This window comes from Thiohalocapsa sp. ML1 (assembly GCF_001469165.1).
Classification (GTDB): Bacteria; Pseudomonadota; Gammaproteobacteria; order Chromatiales; family Chromatiaceae; genus Thiohalocapsa.
The window spans coordinates 1-24,406 of the sequence record NZ_JABX01000010.1; the positions used below are offsets into that span (position 1 = coordinate 1).

Consider the following 24,406-nt stretch of genomic DNA (forward strand, 5'->3'; position numbering starts at 1 on the left):
TAGCTTGCGATGGTGTCCGGCTGATACATCCCGAGCACGGGCCAGTTCTGGATGTTGATGGCCCCGTCCCGATTGCTCGCATCGAGCGCGTTGCCAGCGGCACTGTGGTCCTTGAAACCCAGCGCACGAATGGCCGTGATGCTGTTGCTCGCGAGGTCCACCTCGGCGATGGCGTTGTTCTCCTGCAAACTCACGTAGGCCTTGCTGCCGTCCGGCGACACGGTGATGTACTCGGGCTCCAAGTCCTGCGCGACGGATGCGTTGGGGCCGAAGATGCGCACGTCGCTCGGGAGCTCGCCGTTGCGCGAGCCGCCGACATTGAAATCCGTAAAGCCAATGGTCGTCACGGTCGGCGCGGCGATACTGGCGATATCCACCACCGACACGCTGCCCTCGGGATCGACACTGTCCCCCTGGTTGTAAGAGTTGGGCTCGCCCTCGTTGGCGACCAGCACCTTGGAGCCGTCCGGCGTGAAGGTGACCATGTCCGGCAGGGCACCGACGGTCGCGACGCTCTGCTCGGTCCCGGAGGCAGTGTCGTAGAAGTAGACGCGGCCGCTTTGCTGCTTGTTGGTTCCGTTCTCGACGGCGACCGCAATGACGCCGTTCTTGACGGCGACGCTGTTCGGCACGCCGAAGCCCGAAAAGCTGGTCAGGCTGGTGACGAACGCCCCGGTGGCGGCATTCAGGACATCGATGCGCGACTCGGCACCGTTGACGACATAGACCTGCTGCGTCACCGGATCATGGGCGACGATCTCGGCGGCGCTGCCGTCAAAGATGCCGGTCTCGTACGTCCAACGCTGGTTCAGGTCGATCAGTGGTTCGGCCAAGGCGCCCGAGGCGGCGCAGGCGATGGCGGCGCCAAGAACGGCGCGGGCAAAAGTTTGCATGCTGTGTTCCCCGATAGGTTGCATAACGGCGCTCGGCTGAGCGCCGACAGCCTACCGGAGCAATGCGACGAACAGATGACGATCGCCGGGCGGCATCACGCCAGCCGCCGCGATCGCGTCCGTTCGGGTGTGCCGCCGCGGCTTGCGCGCCGGCGCTCCCCGATTGGATCAGTAACCGTCCTCGGAGCGCTCGACGATGTAGCCGATGCCGGCACCGACCCCCGCACCGATGGGGCCGGCAACGACGCCGCCGATGGCGGCACCGGACACCATGCGCTGCTCCGAGCGATTCATGTTGGCGCAGCCGCACAGCAACAGCGCCAGAACGAGGACCGTGATGAACCTCATGTGATCTCTCCTCTCCTTCCTGCAACCCACGCTCTTTGATGCCGTTATTGTACGCCGCGCAGACGGGATACCAGGGCTTGCCACGCTGCCGTCCGGGCAGTCGATGCGCGTCTGTCGTCGCTCCGGCCGCGTTGGCGCCGTCGGCGGCAAGGGCCGCTACGCCGGGGCGAGGCGTCGGCAGGAGCCCTTGTCCCGACTCGGCGCGCCGAGCAGGGCGCCTCGGCAAGCGTCGCCCGTCGCCCGTCGCCCGTCGCCCGTCGCCCGTCGCCCGTCGCCCGTCGCCCGTCGCCCGTCGCCCAGCAAGCATACCCGAGCATTCGTCTCGGAATTGTCACCGAACCGATGGGACGCCCGTCATGTTCGCTCAGCAGAATGCCGCGCTCCGACGGCAGCCGCCCAAACGGCTCCCGGCCGGCCGTCCTTCAATGGTTCCAGCAAGAGCGCGACGAGGCCCACGATGCAACACCACGACGACGATTCCATCAGCAATCCCTGCCAGAACCCGCACTTCGACGAGATCCTGCAAATCAACCTGAAGCGCCGCGAGCTGCTGGCCGGCGGCATCGGTGCCGCCCTGGTCGGCTTTTTCGGCGTGCCGGGCGTATCGAGCCTGACCGGCATGCGCGCGGCCGATGCCGCCGGCACGATCGGGCCGATCCCGCCGAGCAACGGCTTCGGCGGCATCGGTTTCGACGGCATCGCCCCGAACACCCTGGCCAACGGTCTTGTGGACGACGTGCTGCTGCCGCCCGGCTACAGCTACGAGGTGCTCTACGCCTGGGGCGATCCGATCGGCGCCCTCGGCCAGCGGCCCGGCGAGCCCGCCTGGCGCGACGACGCGAGCAACGATTCCATCGACCAGACGCTGCAGTCCGGCGATCACCACGACGGCATGCACTTCTTCCCGCGCCCGGGCCGTCTGGGCTCGAGCCGGGGCGTGCTCTGCGTCAACCATGAGTACAACAATCAACAGTTCTTGTTCCCGGACGGGACGGCGAACTGGAATCTGGAAAAGGTCCGCAAGTCCCAGCACGCCCACGGTGTGAGCATCGTCGAGCTCTGGCGCCATCCGCGCACCGGCCGCTGGGAGGTCAAGCGCCCGTCGCCCTTCGCCCGCCGCATCCACGGCAATACGCCGATGCAGCTCACCGGCCCCGCCGCCGGCGACGACCTGCTCAAGACCGACGCCGATCCGACCGGCACCCGGGTGCTCGGCACGCTGAACAACTGTGCCAACGGCTATACGCCCTGGGGCACCTATCTGACTTGCGAGGAGAACTGGAACGGCTACTTCGCCAACCCCACCGGCGACGTCGTGGGTGTGCCGGGCGATGACCAGAAGTTCGAGACTCTGAGCGGCCAGACCCGCTACGGCATTAGCCAGACCGGCTTCGGCTACCGCTGGCACGAGCACGACGATCGCTTCCGCGCCGACCTGAACCCGAACGAGCCAAATCGCTTCGGCTACGTGGTGGAGATCGACCCGAGCAGCCCGCGCAGCATGCCGAAGAAGCGCACCGCGCTTGGCCGCTGCAAGCACGAGAACTGCGAGCACGTGGTGGCCGGGAGCGGCCAGGTGGTGCTGTACACCGGCGACGACGAGCGCAACGAGTACATCTACAAGTTCGTCACCACCGGCAGCTACAACCCGAACAACCGCCGCGCGAACATGGACCTGCTCGACGAGGGCACGCTCTACGTCGCGAAGTTCAACGGCGATAACACCGGCGTGTGGATCCCGCTGACGCCTGCCACCTCGGGGCTGGAAACCTGGAGCCAGGCCGAGATCTGCATCAAGACCCGCCAGGCGGCAGATGCCGTCGGCGCGACGATGATGGACCGCCCGGAGTGGATCAGCGCGAACCCGTCGGCCCCGGCCAACGTCTACTGCACCCTGACCAACAACAGCCGCCGCGGCACCACGCCCGAGTCCAGCCACACCCCGGACGGGCTCAACAACGCCGGCAGCGCCCGCCCGCCGGTGGATGCCGCCAACCCGCGCGGCGACGACGGCAGCCCGAGCGGCAACGCCTATGGCCACATCATCCGCTGGCACGAGGACGGCGACGACAGCACCTCGACGACCTTCACCTGGGACATCTTCGTGCTCGCCGGAGATCCGGATAAGACCGAAGAGCGGCTGCAGGGCAACGTCAACGGCGACCTGTTCAACAGCCCGGATGGGCTCTGGTTCGACTCGGCCGGCCGGCTGTGGATCCAGACCGACGCGACGACCAATGCGTTGAGCTACGCAACCGGCGGCGTCAACGAGAACATCGGCACCAACCAGATGCTCTGCGCCGACCCCGCGAGCGGCGAGATCCGTCGCTTCCTGACAGGGCCGCTCGGCTCCGAGGTCACCGGCGTCACCGGCACGCCGGATCGCAAGACCCTGTTCGTGAACCTGCAGCACCCGGGTGAAGGCGGCAGCAGCAGCGCAGCGAACCCCACGGCCGTCAGCGACTGGCCGGACCGCGGTGCCCGCCCGCGCTCGGCCACCATCGTCATCACCCGCGACAATGGCGGCGAGATCGGCGGGCTCTGAGCCCGGCGCCGCGCCCGTTGGCGGGCGCGGTGCCTGCGGGGGCAAAACCGCCCCCGCAACGCCCGCCTCAGCACTCAATTTCTCCGGGGATCCCATTCATGAAATCGATACGTTCCTTGCGCGCGCTCGCCGCCGCACTCGCACTCGCCGGCGCCGCGCCGATGGCTCAGGCCGGCGTCTTCAGCGCCACGGCCTTCGCCGATATCCAGCTTGTGTCTACGCCCGTGGCCGGCGTGACGCTCGATTGGTTCAATACTGTCGTCTCCGATGACGGTTCCGTGTCAGATCCGGCGCATGCGTTCTTCGACAACGACGCGCTGCTGGAGGACCCAAGCTTCGAGGTCATCAGCTCCACGCTCACGTCCATCGGTGACGCGCTGGCACCGAACAGCGGACCTGCCGACGCCGCCGCGACCCTGCTGACCGAGGCCAGCGTCGACATCACCAACACCTCCGGGTCCGACGTCGAGCTTGAGTTTAGCTACCTGTATCAGCTCTTCGTGTCGGTGGCCGAGCAGCCCACCGGCCGCTCCACCGCCGCCAATGCTTGGGCGCGGCTGGAGCTGTTCACGGACTTCGACGTCATCGTGGACGAGATCGTCTCGGCTGCCCTGGACGGCGCCCCCACCGGCAACGCCGACGACAGCGGCTCCTTCCTCGTCAGCGTGGCGAACAACGAGACCGTCAGCGTCTGGATGTTCCTCGATACCGGCGGCGACGCCGCCCACGTCCCGGTGCCTGCCAGCCTGCCGCTGCTCGGCGCCGGACTCGCGCTGGTGGGGCTGATGCGGCGGCGCCGAGCCGACTGAGTCGCTGCGCGCCTTCGGCCCCCGAGCTTGCGGGGCCTCGGCGCCGCCGACAACCGCGACCCGGCGCACTCGCGCCGCAGGCAGGGACGCCTGTTCATCACGCCCGCCGCGACCGCGCCCGCTCGCGCAAAAAACGCTTGCACCGGCCACCCATCTGCCGCATCTATGCGGACCATGTGGACACAGGCCTATCACTGGCTCGACCGGACCGTGCTGGAGCTCGGCCGCGAGGTCAAGTTCTCCTACCTGCCGCCGCTGATGGTCTATGTCGCCGCCGGCGTGCAGGGGCTGACAGCCATCGTCGGCACCTTCTTCGTCAAGGACTATCTCGGGCTCTCGGCGGAATTCCTGGCGGCACTCGGCTTCTGGGCCATGATCCCGTGGTCGCTCAAGATGCCCCTCGGGCATGTCGTGGACCTGATCTGGCGCTGGAAGGCGCTCATGGTCTACGCCGGCGCCGGGCTCATCACGGCGAGCCTGCTGATCATGCTCGGGCTCCTGACCGACCCGGACGCCATGGCCGCGACCATGCCGTTGGAGGCATGGTACGTGCTGAGCGTGCTGCTCGCGCCGCTCGGCTACGTGGTGCAGGACGTGGTCGCCGACGCCATGACCGTCGAGGCGGTGCCGACCCTCGACGATGCCGGCCGCCCCTTCGACGCCGAAGAGCGCCGGCTCATGCACACCACCATGCAGACGCTGGGCCGCGTCGCCATCATCGGCGGCGGGGTCTTCGTTGCACTGCTGAACGTGTTCCTGTTCCGCGGTGTCGAGGCGATGGACGAGGCCGCCAAGGTCAGCGTCTACGTGCACATCTACGAGCTTGCGCTGCTCATTCCCGTCACGTCCATCTCCGGCGTGATCCTGGGCGGACTGCTCAAGCAGCGCGAGCTGCGCCGCCTGCGAGCGCTCGGCGAGCACGCCGCCGCCGAGCGCCTGCTCCACGGCGGCGAGCAGGCCACGCAGCCGAACTGGTGGATTCTCGGCGGCAGCCTGGTGTTCGTCGTATTCACGCTGTCCATGGGCCTGGGCGACGTGCCGTACAACACCGAGATCGTATTCGCGGGCTCGCTCGGCATTGTCGTGTTCCTCATCTCGCGACTGCTGCGGGAGCTCACGCCCGCGGCCGCGCGGGTGCTTATCGGCACCGCCATCGTCATTTTCGTGTTTCGCGCCGTGCCCAGCCCCGGCGCCGGGCAGACCTGGTGGATGATCGACGACCTGGGCTTCGATCAGCAGTTCATCTCCGTGCTGTCCTTGGTCGGCAGCGGCGCGACGCTCGCCGTGCTGTTCCTATTCCGCCGCTTCATGGCGGACCATTCCATTCTTTATCTGGTCGCCTTCCTGACCATCCTGGGCACGCTGCTGACCCTGCCGAACCTGGGGCTCTACTACGGCATCCAGGACTGGACCGCCGCCCGCACCGGCGGCATCGTCGATGCACGCTTCATCGCGCTCATCGACACGGCGTTGGAGTCGCCCCTCGGCCAGGTCGCCATGGTGCCGATGCTCGCATGGATCGCCAATTCCGCCCCCGCGCACCTGAAGGCGACCTTCTTCGCCGTCATGTCGTCGTTTGCGAACCTGGCCCTCTCCGCCGCCCAGCTCGGCACCAAGTACTTAAACCAGCTCTTCACCATCACGCGCGAGGTGCGCGCCGACGGCATCGTGACCGTGCCCGCGGACTACTCCGAGCTCGGCGTACTGCTGTGGACGGTGCTGGCGCTCGGGCTGATCTTGCCCTTTGCGGCCATTGCGCTGGTGAAGCTGACGCGGCTCAGCAGCGCTTAGGCGATTGCCGGAAAAAAACGTACCGAATGGCGCAGGATTTTCGTCCGCCTTCAAGGAGCGGCAGCGGGTGCATCGTCGAACTATGCACCCGCTGCCGCGACGCAGAAGGCGGGCGAGAAGACAAGCCAGGCGGTATGTTCTTTTGACAGAAATCGCCTTAGTCCGCCCCTGGCTCGGCCGGGCCGCCGCCGCAGCCGCGCTCACACGCGGTTGCAGCCTAAAGACGAAGCTCGCGCAAAGGCGGCTCGGTTATAGTTCGGCCCGACTCCAAAACCGTCATCACCACCCTATGCCACCCTATGTTGAGGAAAGCGAACATGCAGATCTTCCCCCGCCTCGCGCCCGCCGCACTGCTGCTGACCGCGCTGTCGTTGGCCGGCTGCGGCGACGGCACGTCGGACCAAGCCGGCCAACCGCTCGACCTGCCGGCCTCGCCCGAACAGCTCAAGATGCTGGACGCCGTTGTGGAGCGCTTCCCGGAGTTGAGCCCGGCCGCCGAGCGCGCGCGGGCCGATGGCGAGGTCACCGAGCAGGAGATCATCGACGTGCTCACCGAGGCGGAGCGGCTCAAGGAGGCTGGCGACGGCGAGTAAAACCGCTTCACCATGAACGTTGCACGCAGCGCGCTCCTGAATCTCCCTCTCCATCGCTCCCTCTCCCTCTCCCTCTCCCTCTCCCTCTGGCAGAGCGCCGGGGTGAGGGAAACGGCCATGGCGAGCAGCTTCATGCTCCGGGGGACGCTGGTCGGTCGCCATGGCCGTTGGCAGCGGTGCCGCGGGCCTGCAACCTCGATCGACCATGGCAACAGGAGACGGCGCAGATGACCCAACCGACCAACCTCGCCGGCAAGATGGCTCACTTGAAGACCCTGCTGGTCAACGCAACAAACTTCTCCGAGCCGATGAACTATTTCTTCGACGTCCTGACGCCGGACCCGGCCTTCACCGCCAAAGGCAAGCCGCTCAAGGACAAGACCATCGAGATGCGGTTCCGCGGCATCATCCAGATCATGCACCAGCGCATGGCGCCCGACACGCAGATCCAACCGCGGCGGCTGATGGTGGTCTGGCTCAAGCAGTTCGGATTCGCCCACGGTGCCTTCGCCGTCGGCGACCTGCTGGGCGTGACCTTCTACTTCCGCGACCTGGACACAGGCCTTTGCGCCCTGGCGCCGACGAACGGCTCGGAGGAGGTCCTGTTCTCACGCTTCTCCGTCTACGAGCCGGTAGACCCGTCCAAGAGCTTCCATATCGACCGCAGCGGTCGGCGCCACTGATGCGGCTCGCGACACCGCTGCGCCGCGATGTCCCGCATGTCCCCCGTCACGAGTCCGAGCCGCCACCCGATGTCGCGGGCGCGGCAGACGCATCGGGGTCGGGCGGCACGGCGCCGCCCGCGAGTCGCGAGCGGATCACGGGCGTGCTCGTCATGGTCCGGTGCACCGGGCAGCGGTCGGCGATGGCGAGGATGCGACGGCGCTGCTCGGGCGTCAGGTCGCCGGTCAGCTCGATGACGCGGTCGATGACCTCGATGCGGCCCTGCTTGTCTGCGGCGGCCCGGGTCGCCTCGTCGCAGTCCGCCTCGCAGTCGTCCACATGGATGCGGTCGTGCGTCAGGCGCACCTCCACGTCGTCGAGGGGCAAGCCCTTGTGCTCGGCGTACATTCGGATGGTCATCGACGTGCAGGCGCCCAAGGCCATCAGCAGCAGGTCGTAGGGCGAGGGCCCCAGGTCCGTGCCGCCGGCGCCCTTTGGCTCATCGGCCAGGAGCTGGTGGTGCTCGGTGTAGAGCCCGCGCAGGAAGCGGCCCTCGCGCTCCGTGACCACCACCTGCCCCTTGCCGACCGCCGGCGCGGTGCCGAGCCCGGCCTCCTCGGCATGCTGGCGCAGGTTCAGATAGCGGCTCGCCCAGGCAACCAGCGTCTCGGCGACGTACTCCGCGTCTTCGCGATTGGTCAGCAGGTGGTCCGCGTCACAGAGGGAGATGAAGCTCTTCGGGTGCAGCGCGGCGCGGTAGATCTTCGCGGCCTCCTCGATGGGCACGATCTCGTCTGCCGGCGAGTGGAAGATCAAGAGCGCCCGCTTGAGGCGCCGGATGTGCTCGGCGTCGGCGTGATGCTCCAGGTCGTCGAGGAACTGCCGGCGGATGCGAAAGCGCCGCTGGCCAACCTTCACCTCCGCCTCGCCGGTGTCCTCCAGCTCGCCGCGCACGCCGCTGAACAGATGCTCCACGTGCTTCGGCGTCGCCGGTGAGGCGATGGTCACCACCGCCTCGACGCTTGGCAGCTCGTGCGCGGCGGCGAGCACCGCGGCACCGCCCAGGCTGTGGCCGATCAGCAGCGCCGGTGCCACGTGATCGGCCTCCAGCGCGCGGGCGGCGGCCACCAAGTCCTGCACGTTGGACGAGAAGCTGGTGTTCGCGAAGTCCCCGTCGCTGTTGCCGAGCCCGGTGAAATCGAAGCGCAGCACCGCGATGCCGCGCGCCGCCAGCGCCCGGCTGATGCGCGAGGCGGCGGCGATGTCCTTGCCGCAGGTGAAGCAGTGCGCAAACAGCGCGTGCTTTTGCGTCGGCACACCCGCGGGCGGGGTCTCCAGCAGCCCGGAAAGCTTGTCGCCCTGCGCGTTCTGGAAATCGAGCTTGATGCGCGCCATCGCGGGCTCCGGCTGAGGTCGGGCGAAACGCCCGAGGGGGTTGGGGAAACGCTCGGAGATGGGGCAGCGCGCCGGCTTATGGAACCTGCCCGAGGAGCCCGCCTCCGCAACTCTTTTCAACTACGAAAAACACGAAACACGCGAAACGGACGACCGCCGCCCGAGCCTCTTTCGCGCTTTTCGCGTGTTTCGTAGTTCCTCCTCAGTCGTCGATGGCGTCGGGTCTGGCGACAGATTGTTATTGAACCGTCTCTCAGCGCTCCTTCTTCGCGCTCCGCCTTCGCGCTGAGGCTCCGCCTCGCCAGCCCCCGAGCCTCACTGCTCGGTCGTCGGCGCAGCCGGCACCTCCGCTGCGGGCGCTGCATCGCCGACCGACTCCGTGAATGCACCGGCGACCGGCGCCTCGTCCTCGCCCAGCAGCCCCGCCCGGTCCGTGTCCAGCAGCAGCTCGGCATCGAACGCACCGAGGCGGTAGACATGGGGCTCGCCGTCGCGGCGGAGCACGTAGTCCTCGCTCTCGGCGATGGGCGCGAGCCGATAGCGGCGCTCGCCGTCGTCGAGCGTGACGCTGATCTCCCGCGCGGGCGCGTCCAAGTCGTAGTCGAGGTCCGCATCGGGCAGCAGCACGTCGTTGTAGCCGACAGTGGCGACGGCGTCGGCAAAGGCGTCGGCCGCGTCCTGATCCACGGCCTCGTTGCTGCCTTCGAGCGCCCAGCCTTCTGCGCCCCGCACCAGCGCGAAGCCGTCGTCCGCGCCCGCCACCTGCAGCCGGCGGATCAGGCCGCGGTCCACCTGCAGCCGGCCGCGGTCGATCCAGCCGGCGGGCTCGGCGGCGAGGTCGAACGGCCCGAGCCGCAGGTCGTAGACCGCGTCCTCGCCGTCCACCCGCACGAAGGTGCGCCGGAAGCCCGGCGAGTCGCCGAGGATGAGCACCGCCTCGTTGCCGTTCGCGCGCAGCTTGAGCCGCTGCTCGAAGGCGTCGTCGGCCACCTTGAACCGGCGCTGCGCGGCGGCGCTGGTCGCCACCGGCAGCGCGCGCTCCAGGCCCGTGAGGTCGCCGAGCAATTGTTCCACGCGGGTGCCGCTGACCGGAAAGTCGCTCAACGCCGGCAGCACCCAGCCGTCGGCCCGGCGCTGCAACAGCAGGCGTTCGCCGTCGCCGGATTCGATCTCGATCTCGCTCACGGCCGCCGTGTCGACGCCGATCAGCGGCGCCTGCGCCAGCGTCGGCGCAAGCCCGCGGTCGCGGCCGGTGACCAGCGCCAACCCGAGCTGCACCACGAGCAGCGCGGCGAGCAGGATCACCACCGGCGTGCGCAGCGCCGCCGCCCAATCCGGATGCAGCCCGAAGCGGCGGCGCGCGGCGCCCGCCGGCATGGCCCGGGTCGTGTCGTTCATGCCAGTGCCCCCCGTGTTGCGGCGTCCGCGAGCATCGCCGTCAGCACCCGCTCCCGGCGGCGGCGCAGCAGCCGATGCAGCCAGTACACGAGCGCCAGGCCCGCCGCGGCCAGCGCATAGTTCAGATACTCCCAGAACACCCGCTCGGCATCGCTCAGCGGGGCGAGCAGCCGGCTGAACTGGCCGCGCCCGCGCAACGCAAGCAGGCCGCGGTCCTCCAGCGACCATTCGACGGCGTTCTGCACCAGCTCCAGCGGCTTGAGGTAGCGCGTCTGCGTCGCCTCGGTGGCCAGGCTGATGGCGGTGTCGCTGAGAAAGGTGTCGGAGCCGAAGACGATGAGCCGCGCCGACGCCGGCGAGTGCTCGACGACGGCGGAGACCACGGGCTCGGGCGGGTCGGCAGCGTCCGCGGCCTCGCCGGCCGGGTCATCGAAGGGGTCCGACCCCGACTCCGCGGCGGTGTCGTCCTCGGCGCCCTCGCCAGCCTCGGCATCCGGCAGCAGCGGCGACGGCTGGCCGGCGAACGCCGACTCGAAGCGCCCCTCGATGGCGACGGCCAGCAGCTTCCGGCCGCGGTCGTCCCCCACCGCAAAGCCCAGATCGCCATGTTGCTCGAAGTCGGGCTGCATGTCCGGCGCGGCGCTGGACCAGGCCGCCGCGGAGCTCTCGATGAGCCGCGTCACCTCGCGCCCGGCCTGCGCGTCCGCATCGAGCGTGATGGGCGAGGCCCAATTCATGGTCACCTGGCCTAAGTTCGCGGTAATGCCATTCGTAGCGGCCAGGCCGTCGTCGCGCACGTCCGGGAAGTACGGGTAGTCCAGCGTCTGGATCTCCTCGACCACGAAGCCGCCGAGCTGCCGCTGCACCGGGATCGGGAAGGGCGTGTTCTGCGGGTCCAGCACCAGGCGGTCGTCGAGGCGCACGCCCTGGTGCGCGAGCCAGTCCTCGAGCCCGCTCTGCGCCGGGGAGGCAAGGATCTCCTGGCCGGACAGGTCGATGTCGAAGCGCGCCCCGGCGAGCATGACGGTGCCGCCCTGCATCAGGAACTGATCCACCGCGAAGGCCTGCTTGGCACCGAGCCCGGTGGGGTCGACGACAAAGAGCAGGTCCGCGTCCTCGGGCACCTGGCCCGTGGCGAGGTCGGTCTCGCGCAGCGCAAAGCCCTCGCGCAGCGTGTCCTTCAGCAGCGTCCAGCCGGGGCCGGCCGCCTGCGGCATGCCGGGGAAGCCCGCGGGCGCCGGTGCCGGCGTGTAGAGCGCGACGGTGCGCAGCACGCCGGGCGCAAGGCGCTTGATGCCGGCCTCAATCGCCCGCTCCAGCGCGGCCCGGTCCAGCCCCTCGGGTAGCGGCACCGGCACGGCGCGCTCGCCCTGCTCCAGCACCATGAAGAAGTAGAAGGGCTCGGGGTCGAGCAGCCCCAGCACCAGCGGCTGAAAGCCGAAGCGCTCGTCGATCTCGGCGGCCAGCGCCGGGTCCTGCGCCGGGTCCTGAATCTCCCAGCCGAAGCGCTCGGCGCCGCCGCGGTTGGCCTCCGCCGCCAGCGCCGCCAGCACCGCCTCCAGGTCCGCACGCACCGCCGGCAGCGGTTCCGGCAGCGTCTCGGCGGGCGAGATGAAGCCGCGCAGGCGCACCGGCCCGCCAATGCCCGCAAACGGGTCGCCGCCGCCCTGGTAGCCGTACAGGACCTTCTTGATGGTGCGGGTGAGATCGTACTCGGGGCTGCGCAGGCGCACGTCCAGGTCCGTCTCGCCCTGCGCCTTCACCTCGATTAGGTCCTGAAAGCCCAGCGTCTCGAACTGATCGCCGTACTGCACCAGAATGTCGAAGTAGGAGCTCACCACCCCGGCCTGGTACTTGCTCGCGGTCTGAAAGGCCACCGGGCGGATGCCGTAGCGCTCGCCGGCCTCGCGCTCCAGCTCCGGGGCGCTCGCCGGGTCCACCAGCTCCACCCGTACCCGCGGGCCGCCGACCACCGCGTACTCCCGCAGCAGGTCGCGCAGTTGCGGCACCAGCGGCGCCAGCAGCGGATGGGTCTCGGCGCTGAAGTAGCCGCGGATCAAGAGCGGCTCCTGGATCTGCTCCAGGTACAGGCGGGTCGCGTCGGACACGGTGTAGACCTGCCCGCGCGTCAGGTCGGCGCGCACGTCGCCCACCGGCTGCAGCCAGAGGTTGGCGGCGATGAGGTTGGCCGCCGCGAGCAGCGTGACGAGCGTCCAGCGGTGATGCCCGGCGCGCTGCGCGCGATCCGCCGCCCAACGCAGCCGCTCCAGGCTGTAGATGCAGAGCGCGAGAAACACGCCGACCAAGCTGAGATAGTAGTAGAGGTCGCGCAGATCCAGCACGCCGCGGGTGATGGACTCGAACCGCGCACCGGTGCCCAACAGCCGCAGCACCTCGCCGGCGCCATGCCCCACCAGCCCCGTCAGCGCCGGCGAGCCGATGATGTAGAAGGCCGCGCACAGGAGCGTCGTGCCGATGAGCGCGACGATGGGGTTGTCCGTGCGCGCCGACACGAAGAGCCCGATGGCGATGTAGGCCGCGGCCAGCAGCAGCGTCGCGACATAGGCGCCGAGCACCGGGCCCCAGTCCAGCGGGCCGAGCAGGCTCACCGTCAGCGGCAGCGGCAACGTCAGCGCCAGGGCCACGGCCACCAGCGCCCAAGCGGCGAGAAACTTGCCCAGCACCAGCTTCCAGGTCGGCACCGGCAGCGTCGCCAGCACCTCCAGCGTGCCGGCGCGGCGCTCCTCGCTCCACAGCCGCATGGTCAGCGCCGCGGCGAGAAAGATCAGCAGCAGCGGCATCCAGTCGAACAACGGGCGCGCGTCCGCGATGTTGCGCGCGAAGAACGCCTCCACCCAGAAGAACACGAACAGACAGGCGGCCAGAAAGGCGCCGATAAAGAGATAGGCCACCGCGGAGCCGAAGAAGCCGGACAGCTCCTTGCGGGTGACACGCAACAGGTCAGACATGGGCGGCCTCCGGTGCTTCGGACTCGACGGCTGCGGCGGCGTCGCGCTCTGGGGCCGCAGCCGCGGGCGGCGCCGCGGCGGCGATGCGCCCGAACACGGCCTCCAGGTCGTGGCGCTCGCGCGCCAGCGCGTACAGCGCCCAGCCGCGCTCGGCAACGGCGGCGGCCACCAGCGGCGCCGTGGCGTTCGGGTCCGCGGTGCTGAGCGCGAAGCTGCGCCGCACGCCCTCCTCGCCCATGGGCTCGACGCCGCCGACGCCCGGCAGCGCGCCGAGCACGGCCCGCACCTCGGCGGGCGGCCCGTCCAGCGTCACGCGCAGCCGCGAGCCCGTGCCGATGCTGTCCATGGCACTGTCGAGCGCGAGCCGGCCCGCGCGCATGATCAGCACCCGGCCGCAGACGGCCTCGACCTCTTGCAGGATGTGGGTGGAGACGATGACCGTCGCGTGGCTCGCCTGCTCGCGGATCAGCGTGCGCATGTGCTGGATCTGCGAGGGGTCGAGCCCGTTGGTGGGTTCGTCCAAAATCAGGATATCCGGCTCATGCAGCAGCGCCGCGGCGACGCCCAGGCGCTGGCGATAGCCGCGGGACAGGGTCGCCACCGTGGCCGTGGCCTTCGCGCCCAGCTCGGTGCGCGCGACGGCGCGGCGGATGGCCGCCGGTCGCTCCGCCCACCGGATGCCGTGCAGCGCACCCTGGTACTCCAGGTGCTCCAGCACCGTCAGGTCCGGGTACAGCGGGCAGTTCTCCGGCAGATAGCCGATGCTGCGCTGCACCGCGCGGCGGTGGCGGGCGAGATCCTTGTCGCCGATGCGGATGCTGCCGCCGCTCGGCTCCAGATAGCCCGTCAGCATCCGCATGATGGTGGTCTTGCCGGCGCCGTTGTGGCCCAGCAGGCCGACGATCTCGCGGGGGCGGATGTCGAACGACACCCGCTCCACCGCCTTCTGCGCGCCGTAGCTGCGGCTCAGGTCGCGTACTTCGATCATGATCGCGCTTCTCGTGGACGAGGCAGAGGGCGGGAGCAGCACCGCGCTCGGCGGCGGCGCTGCAACCCTGGCTAGGGCACGCGGCAGCCCCGCCGCGGCGCGGGGATTTCACAGCAGCGCGCCGCTGCCGGCAAGGGGCGCCGGATGACGATTTGTTAAGGCGGCCCGTGGCTGCTCGGGACAGCGCAGCAGTTGGGCCGAGGGCCGGGGGCCGAGGAGGGCCCCTTGGTCCTGCCGCTCAGTAACGCGCCCGAAACCGAGACTTGCAGCACGAAACGCGCAACGCCGACGTGACGACTGCAGCGTTCTGCGCGCCAAATCACGGCGCAAGGGCCTCAATAGGCTAATGTCGCGACCGTCATCAAGAAAAAATACCGACGAACCCCGGCCGGACCGTCCGGGGCACGCACAGCGACGGAGTCCGCCATGTCGAGCGACGCAACCACCGCCACCGCCCGCCTGCCGCTCGGCAGCGATCGTACAGCACCCACCACCGCGCGCCGCGTGCGCAGGCTCTCGCGCATGCTGCTGTGCTGTGCCGCCGTCGCGACCGCCAATGCCACCGCGCTGGACCTCTACACCGACGATGCGGCGGCCTCCTTCCAGGAGCTCCAGCGCGTCACCGAGTCCGCCGAGGCGGCCTGGGAGGGCGCCTTCGGGCTAAGCGTCGCGCCGACCCGCTGGCACAACCAGTTTCTGCGACTCCAGGGGCGCACGGACTTCCGGCCCTACAGCGCGCTCAGCTTCCGCATCCGGGCGGAGTCCGGCAGCGTGGACCCGGAGCTCGCGCTGGTGGACCAGACCTGGGGCAACACCGTGCGCGTCGCCGAACACGTGGACGGCGGTGTCGTGGACGGCACCTGGCGCGAGGCGAGCATCCCGATGGCCCTGCTCGCGAGCGACAGCTTCGCGCTCGACAGCGTGTTTCTCATCGCCTTCCTGCCGCACCCGGCCGCGGCGCCCTTCCATATCGACAGCATCCGTTTGGTGGATGCGTCCCGGCCCGAGATCCTCGGCTGGTCCCTGCCCTCCGCACGGGTCGTGAGCCTACGCATCACCGGGCTCGACCACGCCGGCATCGAGGCCGCGGCCATCAGCGTGCAGAGCGACACCGATGCGGCCTACGCGACACCCGTCGGCGTCGCGGCGGCGGGTGTAGACCGTGCGGCGGTGGGCATCGAGGACTCCGGCCGCGGCGCCGTCGTGGAGTCCCGCCTGCACCTCCTGCTGCCGCAGGCGCTGCTGCCGGGGCAGGACTACGTGCTGGACCTGTCGGCCTTGCTTGGCAGCTCCGGCGCCGGGCCGGCGGAGCCCCTGGTAACCGTGCGTCTCGACGCGACCGCCGTCAGCGACAGCCTCAAGGTCAACCAAGTCGGCTACCTGCCGGACGCGACCAAGCTCGGTCTGGTCGGCAACTGGCTCGGCGATCTGGGCGCGATGCCGGTGGACGCGACGGATTTTGAAGTGTTGGATGCCGACACCGGCGCCGTGGTGCTGACCGGCGCGCTGGCGCTTCGCGCCGCCGCGGACTTAAAGAGCGGCGAGGACGTCTATGCCGCGGACTTCTCGGCGCTGACCACCCCCGGACGCTATCGATTGTCCGTGCCGGGCGTCGGCGTGTCCCACCCGTTTCGCATCGCCGACGACGTCTACGCCGAGGTCTGGCGCACGACGATGCGCGTCTTCTACCACAAGCGCAACGCCGAGCTGACCGCCCCCTACGCGGACCCCGGCTTCGAGCGCGTCGGCATCGACCCGCTGCTGGACGCCGTGAATCACCCGATCCTGGCCGACTACCCGCTCAGCGCCGGCGAGACGCCCTTCGCGCACCGCCCCATCACCGGCGGCTGGTTCGACGCCGGCGACTATGGCCAGTACGTGCACAACGCGGCGCCGGTCTGGGGTCTGATTGGCTTGGCCATGGACTTGGCACCCGCCGGGCACTTCACCGACGGTGAGCTTGGCGTCCCCGAGAGCGGCAACGGCATCCCGGACATCCTGGACGAGCTCGGCTTCGGCATGCGCTGGGCCACGCAGATGCAGGACACCGACGGCGGCGTCTACTGGCGCGTCTCCAGCGCCCAGTGGGACATGGGCCTGCCGGCGGACGTGAGCGAGCCCCGCTTTCGCTACGAGAAGACCACCCGCGCCACGGCGCAGTTCGCGGCCATGGCGGCCGTCTACGCGCGGCTCATTGCGCCCTATGATGCCGCCGACGCCAACGCTGCGCTGGCCGCCGCCGAGCACGCCTGGCAGTTCGCCAACACCGCGCCGGTCTATCCGCCCGAGGGCACGCTGTATCAGAACCCGGCCGAGTATCCGGGCGGCGGCACCTATGCCGTGAAGAGCGCCAAGCCGGACCTGCTCTGGGCGGCAGCAGAGCTCTACCGCGCCACCGGCGACAGCGGCTATCAAGACGCCTATCGCACGCTGCTGACGGAGACCTCGCCGGACCTGAGCGCCGCGCCCTACAGCACCTTCGCGCACTGGGCCATGACCCGGACCGACCACGCCGGCCGCGACATCCTGCTGGTGGAATCCGCGCGCCGCGGCGTCATGCTCTCCGCCGACATCAAGCTCACCCGCGCCGCGCAGGACGCCTACCGCTCGCCCAAGCACCCGGCCATCGAGCTCACCGGCTGGGGCAACTTTTCAACCTCCCCCATCGACGCGCTGGCGTTGCTCCAGGGCTGGCACCTGAGCGGCGAGCCGGTGTACCTCGACACGGCCCTGCAGGCGCTCGACATCATCCTCGGCGCCAACCCGCAGTCGCGGGTGTATCTCACCGGCATCGGCGCCGCCCCGGTGCAGGACCCGTTGGACCGCATCTCGCTCAACGACGCCAACGCCGAGCCGCTGGCCGGGCTGGCCGTCGGCGGCCCCACCTGGCACCTCAACGCCAGCCGCGAGCCCTTCATCGCCGTCAACGCCGCCTACTGGCCGCCCGCGCAGCCGGCCCTCGGCAGCGACGGCAAGCCGGACTACGCCGGCGCCTACCCGGTCTACCGCCGCTGGATCGACGATCACGCGCTGATCGCCATGAACGAGTCCACGGTCCGCGAATGGGCCGCCGTCGCCGTCGCCTTCGGCCTCGTGCGCGACGGCGCGAGCCTGCCGCCGGTGACCGCGAGCCCCTACGCCTGGACGCCCGCGGGCGGCGGCTCCACCACCATCTACCGCCTGGGCGATCTGCCCGTCGCCGACGTGCCGCTGGTGACGCCGGCACAGATCACGGCCTTGGGCGCAGCCGCGCTCGACGCCTCCGACGCCCACATCGCCATGCTGACGTCGGAGCAGATCCCCGCCCTGGCCGCGCCGGATAGCCGCTACTGGGTCGGCCGGCTCAGCCTCGAGCAGCAGCTCGCGCTAGCGCCGGCGCAGATCGCCGCCTTCAACCAGTGGAGCCTGTTCACGGCGCTGCCGCCGGTGCAGGTGCCGCATATCCCGCCGGCCAAGCTCCCGCTCATCGGCATCGAGGTGCAGAACACCACGGACGGCTGGAAGGCCGCCATCACCCCCGAGCAGCGCGCGGCGATGACCACGGAGCAGCAGCAGATCATGGCCGCGGCGGGCTACTGATCGCGCGCGTAGCGGCCCGAGCCAAGGCTTTTCTTTGGTGCCGAGGCTCTGCTTCGGTATACGCATCTTCGCGGCTCTGCCGCCCCGATTCGCCGGCAGAAACTTCGGGTTTTCCGAGCCATGGCCGCCCGCAACTGCGGGCTTGCGGCGCCACGCCTGTCCTAGACTCCCGGTGATGCAACAAACCCTGCACTTGCCGGGCCGGAGACGGGCCGGAGACGGGCCGGAGAGCCGACCTCCAGGTCGGCTCGGCATCGCGCTATCAACGCATCCGGTTCAATTCGTGTTGACCTGGAGGTCAACACTCCAGTCAACACGCCAAGCTCTAAAAACGCCAAGCTCTACCCAGCCCTAAGTGACGGTCAAGGAGATCGAAATCGCTATCGGGTTCGCTATCGGATTCGCTATCGGATTCGCTATCGGATTCGCTATCGGTTTCGACACAACATAACACGGGGCCACGAGAAGCTTGTCGGTCGGGAGGGTCATGACCATCCATGCGACGAGAGACGCTATTTCGATACCGATTTCGATTTCGATACCGATTTCGATTTCGAATTCAACCCCCGACCGCCGAGGAGGCATCCGATGCAGGACCTGATGGACAGGCACTGGCACCATCTCCCCGAGGCGGAGGTGGCCGATCTGTGCGACGCCGACCCGGAGCGCGGTCTCGACCGCCTCGAGGTCGAAGAGCGGCAGCGGCGCTTCGGCCCCAACGCACTCACGCCGCGCAAGGGCCGCGGGCCACTGCTGCGCTTCTTGGACCAGTTCAACCAGGCCCTGGTGTACGTGCTGCTGGCGGCGATTGCGGTGAAGCTCGCCCTCGGGGGCTACGTGGACGCCGGGGTGATCTTCGGCGTGGTGCTGCTGAACGCCATTATCGGTTTCGTGCAGGAGAGCAAGGCCGCCAGCGCCCTGGACGCCCTCTCCCGCGCGCTCACCACCGAAGCCACGGTGGTCCGCGCCGGCGAGCGCCGCCGCGTCGACGCCCGGGAGCTGGTGCCGGGCGACCTGGTGCTGCTCGCCTCCGGGGACAAGGTGCCCGCCGACCTGCGTCTGCTGCGGGTGCGCAATCTCAAGGTGGACGAATCGGCCCTGACCGGCGAGTCCGTGCCGGTGGAGAAGCGCGCCGGGGTGCTGGGCCACGACACCCCGCTGGCGGACCGCGCGAACATGGCCTACTCATCCACCTTCGTCACCTTCGGCACCGCCGCGGGGCTGGTCACGGCCACCGGCGACCACACCGAGGTGGGGCGTATTTCCGAGCTCATTGCCCAAGCCGTCCCGCTGGAGACCCCGCTCACGCGGCAGATCGCGCAATTCAGCCGCCTGCTCCTCTACGGCATCCTCGCGCTCGCCACGCTCACCTTCGGCATCGGCCTGCTGCACGGGGAGTCCTGGGTGGACATGTTCATGGCGGCGGTGGCGCTCGCCGTGGCCATGATCCCGGAGGGCCTGCCGGCGGTGCTCACCGTCACCCTCGCCATCGGCGTGGCCCGCATGGCCCGCCGCCACGCCATCGTCCGCCGCCTGCCCGCGGTGGAGACCCTGGGCAGCACCACCGTGATCTGCTCCGACAAGACCGGCACACTGACGCGCAACGAGATGACCGTCCAGCGCCTCTGGGCGGGGGGTGAGGAATTCGCCCTGAGCGGCGTCGGCTATAGTCCCCGGGGCGAGCTCACCGACAACGGCAAGCCGGTGAAGGTTGCCGCGCGGCGCGCTCTGCTGGAGCTGATTCGGGCTGGCCTGCTCTGCAACGACGCGGCGCTGCGGGAAACCGACGGCGTTTGGAGCATTGAGGGTGACCCCACCGAAGCGGCACTGCTGACCGCAGCGGCCAAGACCGAGTTTGACGCCGCCGCGGAGCACCACGCGGCCCCGCGCCTGGACACCCTGCCGTTCGAGTCCGAGCACCAGTACATGGCCACCCTGCATGGCGGCACCTGTCCCATGGTGTACCTGAAGGGCGCCGTCGAGGCGCTGCTGCCCCGCTGCGACGGGGCCCTGGCTGCCGACGGAACCTGGGTGCCGCTGGACCCGGGCGCCGTGCGCGCGCAGGTGGACACCCTGGCCGCCCGGGGCCTGCGGGTGCTGGCCTTCGCCCGCCTGGACGGGGCCGGACGCAGCGCCATCGATCACCCTGACCTGGCAGGCGGGCTTACCTGCCTCGGCCTGCAGGGCATGATCGACCCGCCCCGGGAGGAGGCGGTGCAGGCGGTCGCGGCCTGCCGCCGGGCCGGCATCGATGTCAAGATGATCACCGGCGACCACGCCCTCACCGCCGCCGCCATCGCCGAACAGATCGGCCTCGGCGAGCCGGCGGCGGACGGCACACGCCCGCCGGCGCTCACCGGGCGCGCGCTCGCCGAGCTGCACGACGACGACCTCATCGAGGCCGCCGCGCGCACCGCCGTCTTCGCGCGCGTCACGCCGGAGCAGAAGCTGCGCCTGGTGGAGGCCATCCAGGCCCGCGGCGCCGTGGTCGCCATGACCGGCGACGGCGTCAACGATGCCCCCGCCCTGCGCCAGGCCGACATCGGCGTCGCCATGGGGCGCGCCGGCACGGAGGTGGCCAAGGAGGCCTCGGACATGGTGCTGACCGACGACAACTTCGCCAGCATTGAAGCCGCGGTGGAGGAAGGCCGCGGCGTGTTCGACAACCTCACCAAGTTCATCACCTGGATCCTCCCCACCAATGCCGGGCAAGGGCTGGTGATCCTGGTGGCGGTGCTGTTCGCACAACCCCTGCCGGTGCTGCCGGTACAGGCGCTTTGGATCAACATGACCACCGCCGTGCTGCTGGGGCTCACGCTGGCCTTCGAGCCGCGCGAGCCCGGCATCATGGACCGCCCGCCGCGCCCGCCCGGGTCGCCCATCCTGGACGCCGTGCTGCTGCAGCGCATCCTGCTGGTCGGGCTCATGCTGCTGGCCGGGGCCTTCGGCCTGTTCGAGTGGGCGCTGCATCACGACGCCAGCGTCGAGCAGGCGCGCACCGTGGCGGTAAATGTATTCGCGGTCGGGCAGGCCTTTTATCTCCTCAACTGCCGCTCGCTGCGCTGGTCCATGTTCCGCATCGGCGTCCTCAGCAATCCCTGGATATGGGCCGGCATCGCCGCCATGGCCGCCGTGCAGCTCGCCTTCACCTATGTGCCCGTCATGAACCAACTGTTCCACACCGAGCCCATCTCCGCCGCCTACTGGCTCGCGATCCTCGGCGTCGGACTCGTCATCTACACCGTGATGGGACTGGAAAAGCTGGTGCGACCACGGGGCGCACGCGGGCCGACATCGCCTGCTGCAGAACCCAGCGCCACCGCGGCCCGAACGGGTACGACCTCGACATGACGTCGTACCCGTGGCGATGCGGCAAGAAAAGGCTCGCGCAGAAGGACTCTATGAAGAAGCTCGCGCAGAGACGCCCGCCGGGCGCTTTGCGGATGGGCAGGCAAAGTTCGGGGGTCGGACCAGCGCAAGCTGCGGATGGACCGAGAAACCTGGTCTCAAACCGAGCTATGCCCGACAAGCGGGCTCGACACCGCGCCGGCACGGACCGGGAGCGCCGGCCTTCAGCCGGCCTCGCGTGCCGGTGGCTCAATGCCCCCGGCACGCGATCTGCGGCGCGGGAGCCGGGCGGTTGCCCATGCCGCGCCGTCGGGCGGACGAGCGCGCATGTGCCCTCTGATCGGCCCAGACGCCGCCGACGCGGCATCGAGCCGAGCCGGCTGGAAAGCCGGCGATCCCAGCGCTGTAGTGTCCGCTTTGCGCACCGCTTGATAGCGATTTCGATAGCGCTTTCATAGCGATGTCGATGCCCGTGACGTCGGGTTTCGCTGGGCTGACTTGATCCCGGGAGTGTACGGGTAATTTTTGAACCGTCACTCAACGCTGCACCGCGCCGATGTGCTCCTCCACCGATTCGACCTTGCGTGTGAGCCGTCCGGACGGACCGCTGCGGATATCGAGCTTGAGCGCGGAGTAGACGCGCCGGCAGCCCAAGCCATCCAGCACGGACGCCGCCCGCTCCACCAGCGCCAGCGCCTCCGCCAATGAGTCAGTCTCGACCACCGTCCCCATGGGCGTGAGCCGGTACGCGTGGCCCGACTCCCGCACCATGCGCACGACCTCGCTGACCTGGGCGCTGACGCTTTCGCCCTGATCCATCGGGAAGATGCTGAAATCCATCAAAACAGACATTGGCAGTCTCCGGTTGGGCAGAAAAAACCAGCGCCTAGCGGAAGGGCCGGCGCGCAATCAGCTTAGCGCAAATCCAACCTACCCGAGCGGCCGCGACGCCCTGTGCATTCGATGTGGTGCATTACGCAAGGCCATGGACGAGTGGCACCACGAAGCGCGAAGCCGCAATTTTAACAGAGATGTTGCACCGCGTGCGGGACGACACCTTCAGAACACATCATTACACTGGCGCATTCGCTTTGCAGCCCTTTGCACGGTTGATTAGCAGAAGAAGCGGTCGGACTAGGACCTCACGCGCATCGACTTCATTGCCAATGGCATCGGCATTGCTTTGTCTTGGGTCACAGGAGTGGGCGCGCGCAAGCGCCGAAATGGACCCTTGCCGCGGAGCCTGTTGACGAATAACAGTTACGGCAACAGACAAGCAACTCCTGGAAGAGACTCCTGATGGTCCTGCGGCAGCAGCGGCAAGGCGTGTGCCGCAATGAGACAGACAGCAACCTTCCAGCGGGAGATACCCATGACTGATCCCAGTGTAAAGGCCGGCCAAGTCCGTGGCCCCAAGGGCGGACACGCCGCCGCGCAGACCTTGTCGGCTTCAAGCATCGCAAAGGTCCTCGGCGGCATCGATTGTCCGGCCCGCGGGGATGATCTGGTGAGCCATGCCAAATCCAATGGGGCACCGGAGGCAGTCATCGACGCCATCAAGGACTTCCCGGAGCGGGAATACCAGAGCATGGCCGACGTGGAGAAGGGCTTCGGCAAATCACACTAGGCCGGCGCCATGCGGCGACAGGCCGCAGAACCGAGAACCTCGAAACGACAACCTGAAACCGAGAACCATTGGAGAGCTCACTATGGCAACACCCAGCGCGCAAGGCGGTCACGCCTCTGCTCAAACCGTCTCCGCAGCCGGCATCGCGCAGGCACTCGGCGGCATCGACTTCCCGGCGGGCAAGGACGACGTCCTCAGCTACGCTGAATCCCACGACGCCCCGTCCGATGTGCTCGAAGCCCTGAGCAACATCCCGGATCGGGAGTACGAGAGCATGGCCGACGTCGAGAAGGGCTTCGGCGAGTCTCACTGACACCGCGCAGAATGACCGCCGTGCTCACGGCGGTCTGATCTCCGAGCCGCCCCCGATGGACCGGGGGCACGGGGCCATGGTCGGACGACGCCGGCGGCCCCAACCACCGGAAGTCTTGTCAACGCACCTCCCATCACGCTGTCCCATTTGGCTGCTGTCCTGGCCCGGGCCGGATCAATCCGGCGTACCCGGAGCCGGATCAATCCGGCGTACCCAGGGGCGGATCAATCCGCGTACCCGGGCGGCGCTACGCCTGCGGGCGGCCGTAGTGGGCGTCGGTTTGGGTGGCGAGCAGGTCGGTGACGGGCTCGCCGTGCTCGACGCTGGGGGCGTCTTTGACCTGCTGCTCGGTGGCCGCGGCGTGCAGGCGCTGGGTGGTCCAGTCGAGGTCTCGCACCAGCTCGACGGGCAACAGCACGTGCTTGGACAGCGGCAGCCAGGAGCGGTCCACGACGATGTAACGTACCGCCCAGGTGCGCTCGTCGATGATGAGGTCGTCGACGCGACCAACGCGCTCCGTAGCGGGCGTATCGGCGTCGCCGGGCTTCGCAAGGACGCCGTAGCCGGTGATCTCGCGCAGCGAGCGCAGCGCAATGCGGTCCTCGTCCTCCGTGGTCATGGGCTCGGTGAGGGCTGCGTTGTCCGGCACCCTCGATACGGGCTGATCCGCCGCCTCCCGCGGGCCGAGCATGGACGAGGGCATCGGGTAGTGGCCCCAAAGGTTGCTGCCGAGCCAGTAGTGCGGCAGGCCGTGGAAGGCGTTGAAGGCCTGCTCGTAGCGCCGCGAGATCGGCGCGTCGTCGTCGAGCGGCGGGGCCGCTTCGATCTGCTCCCGGGTGAGCCGCACGGGCAGTCGGTGATGCGACCAGTCCGGCGTGTCGAGCTGGGCGGGTGAAACGAGCACTTTGCGGCCGGGCAACCAGTTGCCGGTGTCCGCGACCATCCAGCGCACGACCCAGCAGGCATCGTCGATCAGAAAGTCGGCGCAGCGGCCGATGTAGCCGTCGGCGGCATCGAGCCGATAGCCCTCGGGCTTGGCGAGACTGACGAGCATGTCGCACCTCTTCGTCGTTGTCGGTTATCGTTGTCGGTTGTCGTTGTCGTGATCGTCATCGTCGTACCGAGCTCGACACGACGACGACGACCG

General features: G+C 69.1%; 17 protein-coding genes. 9 read left to right on the forward strand and 8 right to left on the reverse strand.

Translation table 11 applies throughout. From position 1 onward, the window contains the following. A partial coding sequence (locus ML01_RS08055) for a choice-of-anchor I family protein (protein WP_162267985.1) occupies positions 1–893 on the reverse strand: 893 nt, incomplete at its 3' end. A gap of 168 nt (positions 894–1,061) precedes the next feature. Continuing rightward, entirely contained in the window at positions 1,062–1,241 is a 180-nt protein-coding gene (locus tag ML01_RS08060) for a hypothetical protein (RefSeq protein WP_058554893.1), read from the reverse strand. 457 nt (positions 1,242–1,698) lie between these two features. On the opposite strand from ML01_RS08060, the gene ML01_RS08065 reads away from it, so the two are divergent. The 5 genes from ML01_RS08065 to ML01_RS08085 all read left to right on the forward strand — a co-directional run bounded on the left by ML01_RS08065 (position 1,699) and on the right by ML01_RS08085 (position 7,662). Next, positions 1,699–3,786: a PhoX family phosphatase gene (locus tag ML01_RS08065; protein WP_058554894.1), complete on the forward strand. Its 2,088-nt coding sequence runs from the start codon at positions 1,699–1,701 to the stop codon at positions 3,784–3,786. 98 nt (positions 3,787–3,884) lie between these two features. Beyond that, a complete protein-coding gene (locus ML01_RS08070; protein ID WP_156427607.1) occupies positions 3,885–4,595 on the forward strand; it encodes a PEP-CTERM sorting domain-containing protein in 711 nt (236 codons plus the stop codon). Positions 4,596–4,769: 174 nt separating this feature from the next. Beyond that, positions 4,770–6,386 (forward strand): hypothetical protein, encoded by a 1,617-nt coding sequence (locus ML01_RS08075; protein WP_058555020.1) that lies wholly within the window; start codon positions 4,770–4,772, stop codon positions 6,384–6,386. Between the two features lie 317 nt (positions 6,387–6,703). Continuing rightward, complete coding sequence (locus tag ML01_RS08080) at positions 6,704–6,979, forward strand: hypothetical protein (RefSeq protein ID WP_058554896.1); 276 nt, start codon at positions 6,704–6,706, stop codon at positions 6,977–6,979. 227 nt (positions 6,980–7,206) lie between these two features. Continuing rightward, positions 7,207–7,662, forward strand: coding sequence for a hypothetical protein (locus ML01_RS08085; protein WP_058554897.1), 456 nt, complete (start codon positions 7,207–7,209; stop codon positions 7,660–7,662). A 46-nt stretch (positions 7,663–7,708) separates the two neighbouring features. On the opposite strand, the gene ML01_RS08090 is transcribed toward ML01_RS08085, so the two are convergent. The 4 genes from ML01_RS08090 to ML01_RS08105 all read right to left on the reverse strand — a co-directional run bounded on the left by ML01_RS08090 (position 7,709) and on the right by ML01_RS08105 (position 14,392). Then, positions 7,709–9,037, reverse strand: a complete 1,329-nt coding sequence (locus ML01_RS08090; protein WP_058554898.1) for a bifunctional alpha/beta hydrolase/OsmC family protein — start codon at positions 9,035–9,037, stop codon at positions 7,709–7,711. A 315-nt stretch (positions 9,038–9,352) separates the two neighbouring features. Further along, complete coding sequence (locus tag ML01_RS08095; protein WP_058554899.1) at positions 9,353–10,435, reverse strand: DUF4340 domain-containing protein; 1,083 nt, start codon at positions 10,433–10,435, stop codon at positions 9,353–9,355. Then, positions 10,432–13,404 carry a Gldg family protein gene (locus tag ML01_RS08100; protein ID WP_058554900.1) on the reverse strand — a complete coding sequence of 991 codons (2,973 nt, stop codon included), beginning with the start codon at positions 13,402–13,404 and terminating at the stop codon, positions 10,432–10,434. Before ML01_RS08100 ends, ML01_RS08095 begins: the two co-directional genes overlap by 4 nt. Then, on the reverse strand, positions 13,397–14,392 hold the full coding sequence (locus ML01_RS08105) for an ABC transporter ATP-binding protein (RefSeq protein WP_082674067.1): 996 nt from the start codon (positions 14,390–14,392) through the stop codon (positions 13,397–13,399). The genes ML01_RS08100 and ML01_RS08105 overlap by 8 nt, the downstream gene beginning before the upstream one ends. Positions 14,393–14,818: 426 nt before the next feature. On the opposite strand from ML01_RS08105, the gene ML01_RS08110 reads away from it, so the two are divergent. Beyond that, the gene (locus ML01_RS08110; protein ID WP_058554901.1) at positions 14,819–17,971 is read left to right on the forward strand and encodes a glycoside hydrolase family 9 protein; all 3,153 of its coding nucleotides are present in this window, start codon (positions 14,819–14,821) and stop codon (positions 17,969–17,971) included. 588 nt (positions 17,972–18,559) lie between these two features. Beyond that, positions 18,560–21,322 carry a cation-transporting P-type ATPase gene (locus tag ML01_RS08115; RefSeq protein ID WP_058554902.1) on the forward strand — a complete coding sequence of 921 codons (2,763 nt, stop codon included), beginning with the start codon at positions 18,560–18,562 and terminating at the stop codon, positions 21,320–21,322. 534 nt (positions 21,323–21,856) lie between these two features. Here the strand turns inward: ML01_RS08115 and ML01_RS08120 are convergent. Beyond that, positions 21,857–22,171, reverse strand: coding sequence for an MTH1187 family thiamine-binding protein (locus tag ML01_RS08120; protein WP_058554903.1), 315 nt, complete (start codon positions 22,169–22,171; stop codon positions 21,857–21,859). 520 nt (positions 22,172–22,691) lie between these two features. Here ML01_RS08120 and ML01_RS08125 point away from each other — a divergent pair. Together ML01_RS08125 and ML01_RS08130 are read left to right on the forward strand one after the other, a co-directional pair. Beyond that, positions 22,692–22,946, forward strand: a complete 255-nt coding sequence (locus tag ML01_RS08125) for a DUF2795 domain-containing protein (RefSeq protein WP_082674068.1) — start codon at positions 22,692–22,694, stop codon at positions 22,944–22,946. A gap of 82 nt (positions 22,947–23,028) precedes the next feature. Continuing rightward, a complete protein-coding gene (locus ML01_RS08130) occupies positions 23,029–23,259 on the forward strand; it encodes a DUF2795 domain-containing protein (protein ID WP_058554904.1) in 231 nt (76 codons plus the stop codon). 247 nt (positions 23,260–23,506) lie between these two features. Here the strand turns inward: ML01_RS08130 and ML01_RS08135 are convergent, their stop codons facing one another. Continuing rightward, positions 23,507–24,313: a PRC-barrel domain-containing protein gene (locus tag ML01_RS08135; RefSeq protein WP_058554905.1), complete on the reverse strand. Its 807-nt coding sequence runs from the start codon at positions 24,311–24,313 to the stop codon at positions 23,507–23,509. Between the last annotated feature and the right edge of the window lie 93 nt (positions 24,314–24,406).